The organism is Streptomyces sp. NPDC058221 (genome assembly GCF_042882365.1).
GTDB lineage: Bacteria > Actinomycetota > Actinomycetes > Streptomycetales > Streptomycetaceae > Streptomyces.
Map to the genome: position 1 here is coordinate 19106 of NZ_JBHVWF010000116.1, position 8747 is coordinate 27852.

9 protein-coding genes are annotated in these 8747 nt (G+C 71.3%); 8 read left to right on the top strand and 1 reads right to left on the bottom strand.

The window, feature by feature from the left end; all coding sequences use genetic code 11:
• The first annotated feature begins 63 nt into the window (after window positions 1-63).
• The 7 genes from ilvD (at window position 64) to proC (ending at window position 6752) form a co-directional block, all read left to right on the top strand.
• On the top strand, window positions 64-1914 hold the full coding sequence (gene ilvD, locus ACFVW8_RS29135; protein ID WP_389695137.1) for a dihydroxy-acid dehydratase: 1851 nt from the start codon (window positions 64-66) through the stop codon (window positions 1912-1914).
• A gap of 152 nt (window positions 1915-2066) precedes the next feature.
• Window positions 2067-2528: an acetyltransferase gene (locus tag ACFVW8_RS29140; protein ID WP_389695138.1), complete on the top strand. Its 462-nt coding sequence runs from the start codon at window positions 2067-2069 to the stop codon at window positions 2526-2528.
• A 78-nt stretch (window positions 2529-2606) separates the two neighbouring features.
• Window positions 2607-3179 carry a hypothetical protein gene (locus ACFVW8_RS29145; RefSeq protein ID WP_389695140.1) on the top strand — a complete coding sequence of 191 codons (573 nt, stop codon included), beginning with the start codon at window positions 2607-2609 and terminating at the stop codon, window positions 3177-3179.
• 180 nt (window positions 3180-3359) lie between these two features.
• Entirely contained in the window at window positions 3360-4241 is an 882-nt protein-coding gene (locus ACFVW8_RS29150; RefSeq protein WP_389695142.1) for a class I SAM-dependent methyltransferase, read from the top strand.
• Window positions 4242-4306: 65 nt separating this feature from the next.
• The gene (locus ACFVW8_RS29155; protein WP_389695144.1) at window positions 4307-5074 is read left to right on the top strand and encodes an ABC transporter ATP-binding protein; all 768 of its coding nucleotides are present in this window, start codon (window positions 4307-4309) and stop codon (window positions 5072-5074) included.
• A complete protein-coding gene (locus tag ACFVW8_RS29160; protein WP_389695146.1) occupies window positions 5071-5874 on the top strand; it encodes an ABC transporter permease in 804 nt (267 codons plus the stop codon). Before ACFVW8_RS29155 ends, ACFVW8_RS29160 begins: the two co-directional genes overlap by 4 nt.
• Window positions 5875-5942: 68 nt before the next feature.
• Window positions 5943-6752 carry a pyrroline-5-carboxylate reductase gene (gene proC / locus ACFVW8_RS29165; RefSeq protein WP_389695148.1) on the top strand — a complete coding sequence of 270 codons (810 nt, stop codon included), beginning with the start codon at window positions 5943-5945 and terminating at the stop codon, window positions 6750-6752.
• A 1-nt stretch (window position 6753) separates the two neighbouring features.
• Here proC and ACFVW8_RS29170 read toward each other — a convergent pair whose 3' ends face one another.
• Window positions 6754-7341: a cysteine hydrolase family protein gene (locus tag ACFVW8_RS29170; RefSeq protein ID WP_389695150.1), complete on the bottom strand. Its 588-nt coding sequence runs from the start codon at window positions 7339-7341 to the stop codon at window positions 6754-6756.
• Between the two features lie 119 nt (window positions 7342-7460).
• On the opposite strand from ACFVW8_RS29170, the gene ACFVW8_RS29175 reads away from it, so the two are divergent.
• A complete protein-coding gene (locus ACFVW8_RS29175; RefSeq protein WP_389695154.1) occupies window positions 7461-8462 on the top strand; it encodes a GlxA family transcriptional regulator in 1002 nt (333 codons plus the stop codon).
• Window positions 8463-8747 lie beyond the last annotated feature (285 nt).

The window sequence follows — 8747 nt, forward strand, 5'->3', positions numbered from 1 at the left end:
CAGATCTTGGCACCGGAGGCGTACGCTCGGAACCAGTCTTTTCAGTCGAAGGAGCGAGAGACGATGCCCCAGCTGAGGTCCCGCACTGTCACCCACGGCCGCAACATGGCGGGCGCCCGCGCCCTTATGCGGGCCTCGGGCGTAGCGAGCGAGGACATCGGCAAGCCGATCATCGCGGTCGCCAACTCCTTCACGGAGTTCGTCCCGGGCCACACCCACCTCGCCCCCGTCGGCCGGATCGTGTCCGACGCGATCAAGGCCGCAGGCGCGGTGCCCCGCGAGTTCAACACCATCGCGGTCGACGACGGCATCGCGATGGGCCACGCCGGGATGCTGTACAGCCTCCCGTCCCGTGACCTGATCGCCGACTCCGTCGAGTACATGGTCGAGGCGCACTGCGCCGACGCACTGATCTGCATCTCGAACTGCGACAAGATCACCCCCGGCATGCTGATGGCCGCGATGCGCCTGAACATCCCCACGGTCTTCGTCTCCGGCGGTCCGATGGAGGCCGGCAAGGCCACCCTCGTCGACGGCACGGTCCGCAAGCTCGACCTGATCAACGCCATCAGTGACGCGGTCGACGAGAGCATCTCGGACACGGACATGCTCCGTATCGAGGAGAACGCCTGCCCGACCTGCGGCAGCTGTTCGGGCATGTTCACCGCCAACTCGATGAACTGCCTGACCGAGGTCCTCGGCCTCGCCCTCCCCGGCAACGGCTCCGTCCTCGCCACGCACACCGCCCGCAAGGCGCTGTACGAGGATGCGGGACGCACGGTCGTGGAGATCACCAAGCGCTACTACGAGCAGGACGACGAGACGGTCCTGCCGCGCGCCATCGGCACCCGCGCCGCGTTCGACAACGCGATGGCGCTGGACATCGCCATGGGCGGCTCGACCAACACGATCCTGCACCTGCTGGCCGCCGCCCAGGAGGCCGAGCTGGCGTACGACCTCGACGACATCAACGAGGTCTCGCGCCGGGTCCCCTGCCTCTCCAAGGTCGCCCCCAACGTGGCCCCCGGCGGCACGTATTACATGGAGGACGTCCACCGGGCCGGCGGTATGCCCGCCATCCTCGGTGAGCTCCACCGTGCCGGTCTGCTCAACGAGGACGTGCACTCGGTGCACTCCGACACGCTCGCCGAGTGGCTCAAGAACTGGGACATCCGCGGCGGCTCGCCGTCCCCGGAGGCCGTCGAGCTGTGGCACGCGGCCCCCGGCTGCGTCCGTTCCGCGACCGCCTTCTCGCAGTCCGAGCGCTGGGAGACCCTCGACCTGGACGCGGCCGGCGGCTGCATCCGCGACCTGGAGCACGCGTACTCCAAGGACGGCGGCCTCGCGGTCCTCAAGGGGAACCTCGCCGTGGACGGCTGCGTCGTGAAGACGGCCGGCGTCGACGAGTCGATCTGGACCTTCGAGGGCCCGGCGGTCGTCTGCGAATCGCAGGAGGATGCCGTCGACAAGATCCTCCGCAAGGAGATCACGCACGGCGACGTGGTCGTCATCCGTTACGAGGGCCCGCGCGGCGGTCCCGGCATGCAGGAGATGCTCTACCCGACCTCCTTCCTCAAGGGCCGTGGCCTGGGCAAGACCTGCGCGCTGGTCACCGACGGCCGCTTCTCCGGCGGCACGTCGGGCCTGTCCATCGGCCACGCCTCGCCCGAGGCGGCGTCGGGCGGCACGATCGCGCTCGTCGAGGACGGCGACCGGATCCGGATCGACATCCCGAACCGCTCGATCGATCTCCTCGTCCCCGACGACGAGCTGACCACCCGCCGTGCCGCGCTGAACGGCGTGTACGCGCCGAAGGACCGCGACCGCAAGGTCTCGGCGGCGCTGCGCGCCTACGCGGCCATGGCGACGAGCGCGGACCGCGGCGCCGTCCGCGACGTCTCCAAGCTCGGCTGACACCCGTCACGCGCCCCCCTTCCACCGTCCGGCCCCTCTCGCGAGGGGCCGGACGCGTTTGCGGCCCCGCCGTGGCCCGAGTACGACTCCGTGTGACCGGTCGATCGCAATAAGCTCGCACCCTTGCCATGTATGACCATGATTGGGGGAGTATGCGCACGTCCGTACGCAGCTCAGTAGTCATCGCGTCAGCCGTCACCGCCCTCGCGGCTCTGGGCGCGGCCCCGGCGGGTGCGGCTCCTGCCGCACCCACGCCGGCCGCCGCCACTCCGGCCGGCGTCTGCGGATCCGGGTACACCCAGATCGACTCGCACGTGTTCAAGGACGCGTCGGTCGAACTGGCCCGCGTCTACCTGCTCTACAACGCGAGCACCAAGTTCAACTGCGTGGTCACCTTCCACGCCGCCGCCACCGAGGGCGAAGCGCTGACCACCGGCGCCTGGCTCGACGTCGACGGGGACGGAAAGGAGCAGGTCAAGGACCAGGGAACGTACTCCTCGTACGCGGGCCCGGTCCGGCTCGCCGCCGGCAGCCACTGCGTGAAGTGGGGCGGCTTGATCGAAAAGGGCGACGGTACGTACGCGTACACGAGCCCGTGGAGCCACTGCGGCTGACGCGCGACGGCCGCTGTGCCCGTTCCCCCACAGGAGCGGGCGCAGCGCCACCGCCCCGGCCCTGGGACAATCGGCCTTGTGAGCGAGAACAGCGAGACCCCCGACGACATCGCGCCCGGCACCACCGAGTCCGCGACGACGCCCGCCGGTGCCACCGCGACCGCCCCCGGTCCGCAGCCCGAGCCCCTCCGCTTCTTCGGCACGACCTGGGTCGCCCACGACGGCAACTACGGTCTGCGCCGCGTCGGGGCCGCCGTCGGCTCGCTCGCCGCGGCGGTCGCCTCCTGCTACGTGCTGCGGTTCGCCTACCAGGGCCTGGAGATCGCCGACGTCGGCAGTTTCGTCGGCATCCTGGTGGTCCTGATGTTCGCCATCTGCAGCGCGATCGCCTTCCGCAAGACGTGGGAGGGCTTCAGCAGCCGCCCGGCCGACCCCGCCCGCGAGGACAATCTGCGCGGCCTCAAGACCATCGGCTTCATCGGCTCGCTGATCGCCTACTTCATCCGTACGTTCACCGAGGCGCCGGGCGAGAAGCTCCGGCGCGCGGAGTACGAAGCGGCCCAGGTCCGGTTCGCGAAGCGCCGGTCCGCCCGGACCGGGAACCCGGCAGCACGCAAGACGGCCAAGGCGAAGAAGACCCGCCGCAAGTAGCGCGCCCGGGTCCCGGGCTCCGCGCGGTGCAGGCCCGGTCCACACGCCCGCAAGCACCCCCGGACAGCGGGGCAGGCCTCCGCCCCCGGGACGGCGGGGGGACAGGTCCCGGCGACACGGCCCGGGGACGCGACGACGCGTGCCTGGCTCCGGCAGCCGCGCCGAGGCCACCATGGCGGCATGACCCCTACGGATGTCACGGACTCCACGGGCGCCGGCCCGTCCCCGCGCCCCTCGCCCACACCACCCCCGCGCGCCCTGTCGTTCGACCGTGCCGCCGCCCAGTACGGCGCGGCCCGCCCCGGTTACCCGGAAGCCCTCCTGGACGCCGTCGAGGAGCTCACGGGCCGCCCGCTGCGGGGCTGCCGCGTCCTCGACATCGGCGCGGGCACCGGCATCTCGACCCGCCGCCTGCATGACCGCGGCGCCGGCGTCGTCGCGGTGGAGCCCGGCCCGGGCATGGCGGCGGAACTGCGACGGACCCTGCCGGACGTCCCGCTGGTACGGGGCGACGGCAACCGCCTCCCGTTCGCCACAGCCACGGCCGACCTGATCACATACGCCCAGTCCTGGCACTGGACCGATCCGGCCCGCTCCGCCCCAGAGGCCGTGCGTGTGCTGCGGCCGGGCGGCGCGCTCGCCCTGTGGTGGAACGTCGCGGACCCCGCGGTCGGCTGGATCGCCGAACAGGACGTGCGGCTGCGCCGTTTCTTCGCCGCCGAGATGCCCGAGGTGGCCGGCCCCGAAGCGACGGCAGCGACGACGGGGGCGACAGCGACGACGGGGCCCGCGCCCGCGAGCACCGGTGCCCATGGCTCGCCCGTGCCCGCCCGCGATCTGCCGTCCGGGCTCACGTTCGTGCACCGCCGCGTGCCCTGGACCCGGCGCGTCCCGCTGGCCACGCATCTGGCCAACCTCGGCAGTCACTCGGCCTTCCTGGTCATCGGCGACGAGCCCGCCCGGCGCTTCCTCGCCGAGGAACGCGAGCACCTCGCGCCGCACTTCCCGGACGGCGTGGTGGAGGAGGCCTACGTCGTCGATCTGAGCGTGGCCGTCCGCTGAACCGGTACGGCGGTGAGGTCCTGGACGCCTTGACGGCAGCACTCCACCGAGACAAAATTCATCGCATGATGAATTCTTCGGGCGTCGCCATCGAGGCCCGCGGCCTCACCGTCGTACGAGGCAACCGCACCGTCCTGAAAGACCTCGGCTTCACCGTCGAGCCGGGCAGGATCACCGGGCTCCTCGGCCCGTCGGGCTGCGGGAAATCCACCCTGATGCGAGCCGTCGTCGGCACCCAGGCCAAGGTCACCGGCACCCTCGACGTCCTGGGCAGCCCCGCGGGCCACCCCACCCTCCGCCCGCGGATCGGCTACGTCACCCAGGCGCCGTCCGTCTACACCGACCTCACCGTCCGGCAGAACCTCGACTACTTCGCGGCGATCCTCCAGCCGGGCCGCCGGCACCGGGACGCCCGCCGCGAAGCGGTCACCCGCGCCATCACCGAGGTCGACCTGACCAGCCACGCCGACGCCCTCGCCGGCACGCTCTCCGGCGGCCAGCGCACCCGCGTCTCCCTCGCCGTGGCGCTGCTCGGCACCCCCGAACTCCTGGTCCTCGACGAACCCACCGTCGGCCTGGACCCGGTGCTGCGACGCGATCTGTGGAACCTCTTCCACAGCCTCGCGGCCGACCGCGGCACCACCCTTCTCGTCTCCTCCCACGTGATGGACGAGGCGGAGCGCTGCCACCGGCTGCTGCTGATGCGCGAGGGCGAGATCCTCGCCGACGACACCCCCGAGGCACTGCGCGCCGCCTCCCGCACCCAGACCGTCGAAGAAGCCTTCCTCCACCTGGTCGACGCGGCCGCCACCCGTCAGGAGAACGCCCGATGAGCACGACGAGCCCGCAGGCCCCGGCCCCGGCACCACCCCGAGCGACCGGCGGCACCTCCCCCCTGAGCATCGCCCGTACCCTCGCCACCGCTGCCCGCGTCCTGCGCCAGCTGACCCACGACCCGCGCACCATCGGACTGCTGCTGCTCATCCCGGTCGTGATGATCACGCTGCTGCGGTACGTCTTCGACGGCAGCCCCAGGACCTTCGACTCCATCGGAGCCTCACTGCTCGGCATCTTCCCGCTGATCACAATGTTCCTGGTGACCTCGATCGCCACCCTGCGCGAACGCACCTCGGGCACTCTCGAACGCCTTCTCGCCATGCCGCTGGGCAAGGGCGATCTGATCGCCGGCTACGCCCTCGCGTTCGGTGCCGTCGCCGTGGTCCAGTCGCTCCTGGCCACGGGCCTGTCGGTGTGGGCGCTCGGCCTGGACGTCACCGGGTCCCCGTGGCTGCTGCTCCTGGTCGCCCTGCTCGACGCCCTGCTCGGCACGGCGCTCGGCCTGTTCGTCTCGGCCTTCGCGGCCTCCGAGTTCCAGGCCGTCCAGTTCATGCCGGCCGTGATCTTCCCGCAGCTCCTGCTCTGCGGACTGTTCATCGCCAGGGACCGGATGGCACCCGTGCTCGAAGCGATCTCGAACGTCCTGCCCATGTCGTACGCCGTCGACGGCATGAACGAGGTCCTCCGGCACACCGACATCACCGGCAACTTCATCCGCGACGTCCTGATCGTGGCCGGCTGCGCGCTGCTGGTCCTCACCCTCGGCGCCGCCACCCTCCGCCGCCGCACCACCTGACCGGCCGGTGCGAGGATGGCGGCCACGAGTACGGAGAACCGCCAGCACCGCCCGGAGGGTGAAACCGCATGACCCAGACAGTCGCAGTCCTCGGCACCGGCAAGATCGGCGAGGCCCTGCTGAGCGGCATGATCCGGGCCGGGTGGCGCCCGGCGAACCTGCTGGTCACCACCCGCCGTTCCGAGCGCGCCGAGGAACTCCGCAACCGCTACGGCGTCGGCTCCGCCGGCAACGCCGAGGCCGCCGAGCGCGCCGACATCCTCATCCTCGCGGCCAAGCCCCAGGACATGGGGCGCCTCCTCGACGAGCTCTCCGGCCACGTCACCGCCGACCGACTGGTCATCAGCGCGGCGGCCGGCATCACGACCGCCTTCATCGAGGACCGCCTCACCGAGGGCACCCCGGTCGTCCGCGTCATGCCGAACACCCCTGTCCTGGTCGACGAGGGCATGTCCGTCATCTCCGCGGGCAGCCACGCCACCACCGGACACCTCGCCACCGCCGAGGCGATCTTCGGCGGGGTGGGCAAGACCCTGCGCGTCCCGGAGTCCCAGCAGGACGCGGCCACCGCACTCTCCGGCTCGGGCCCCGCGTACTTCTACTTCCTGGTCGAGGCGATGACGGACGCCGGCATCCTGCTGGGCCTGCCCCGCGCCCAGGCCCACGATCTGATCGTCCAGGCCGCCATCGGCGCCGCCGTGATGCTCCGCGACAGCGGCGAGCACCCGGTCAAGCTCCGCGAGGCAGTCACCAGCCCGGCAGGCACCACGATCAGCGCCATCCGGGAACTGGAGAACCACGGGGTACGCGCCGCCCTCATCGCGGCCCTCGAAGCCGCCCGCGACCGCAGCCGCGAACTCGCCTCCGGCAACGGCTGAGCTACTCCGCGGCGGCAGCGACCAGCTCCGCACTGCGCACCACCTTCGCGAACCCACCGCCGTGCAGCGACACGGCGGTGGCCCGGGCCAGCTCCTCCGCGCCGAGCGTCCACCCCCACGGACCGACGCCGTCAAAGGTGTACGTCGCATCGAACGCGAAGAACACCTCGTACCCAAGGTTCCCCGCCATGCGCGCGGTCGTCTCCGCGCACATATTGGTCTGGATCCCGGCCACCACGACCTGCCGTACCCCGCCCGCGCGCAGCCAGGCATTCAGATCGGGTGTCCCGTAGAACGCCGAGTTCACGCTCTTCGTCAGAAGCAGCTCGGGCCCGCTGCCCTTTCCGCGCCGCTCCGCCACGTACGACTTGAAGTCGTTCCCCGGATATCCCACCCGCAGCGGCGAACCCGGCTTGGGCGAGTCATGCCGTACGAATACGACCGGGCGCCCGCTCGACTGCCAGGCATCGATCAGCCCGGCGATGTTCCCGTCCGCCGCGGGATTGTTCCGCGGCCCCCAGAACTCCTCCTCCTCGAACCCCTGCTGCACATCCACTACGACAAGCGCTGCGTTCTCCGCGATTTCCATGGCCCCGATGCTGCCGCTCCGGGCCCCGGTGGCCCAGAGGTCGGAAAGCCATCGATCGATGGTTTACTGCCACGATGCCCACGACCCGGCGCGCGACCCCGACCCCGACCCCGATCCCGATGCCGGCCCCGTCCCGGATCGCCCTCGTCGTCTTTCCGGGCATCCGCGCGTTCGACGTCTCGGTCATCACGGAGATCTGGGGCGTGGACCGCACCGACCGGGATGTCCCGCCCTTCGACCTGCGCCGCACCGCGGCCACCCCCGATCCCGTCCCGCTGCGCGGCGGCCTCTCGCTGACCCCGGACCGCACGCTCGCCTGGTTGGCCCGCGCGGACCTGATCGTCGTCCCGGGCCTCGACGACCATCTGACACCGGCCCCCGAGCCGGTCCTGGAAGCCCTTCGCAGCGCCCACGCCCGCGATATCCCGATCGCCGCGCTCTGCGGAGGCGCCTTCACGCTCGCCCAGGCAGGTCTCCTGGACGGCCGCCGCGCGGTCACCCACTGGAACCTCACCGACCTCCTGCGCACCCACCACCCCGGAGTGACGGTCGTTCCCGACGCCCTGTTCGTCCACGACGGCAACCTCTGGACGTCCGCGGGCACGGCAGCCGGCATCGATCTCTGCCTCCACCTCGTCCGTACGACCGAAGGCGCGGAGGCCGCGGCGACGATCGCGCGTTCGATGGTCACCGCCCCGTTCCGCACCGGCACCCAGGCCCAGTTCATCGAGCACCCCACCCCGGGCACCGACCGCGACGCAGACACCCTCGCCGCGGTACGGGCCTTCGCCCTGACTCATCTGGCCGAACCGCACACGGTGTCCGGCCTCGCCGCGCGGGCCGGTATGTCGCCGCGCTCCTTCGCCCGCCACTTCCGGGCGACCACCGGCTCCGCTCCCTTGCGCTGGCTGATCACCCAGCGCGTCGCCGCAGCTCAGAAGCTCCTGGAACGCACCGACCTGCCCCTGCCCGAGGTCGCCCGCCGCACCGGCTTCGGCAGCGAGATCACCATGCGCCAGCACTTCGCGACCCACCTGTCCACAAGCCCGCGCGACTACCGCCAGGCCTTCCATCACGCCCCGCTGGAACCCGGGGTTGACACGCCCGAGTCGCATCCGTAGTGTGCTCCGAGTTGTCCGACGTGAGCGCCGACCCCGGTCGGTCCCCGGACAGCCATTCCGCAGTAACCACAACGAGCGAGCGACAGCTGTCGCCTGCCTCTGCGTGCGCATTTGCGAAATGAGGAATCGGCGTTCGAAGGAACGTGACCCCGATTAGCGTCGAGGCCCTCGATTCGGCTAATGTCTCACTCGTCGGAACGGCCCAACGGCCGGGAGGACAAGCCCCACTGACTGGGAATCAGGCCCGAAAGGATCTGATAGAGTCGGACTCTCCGGAAAGGGAAA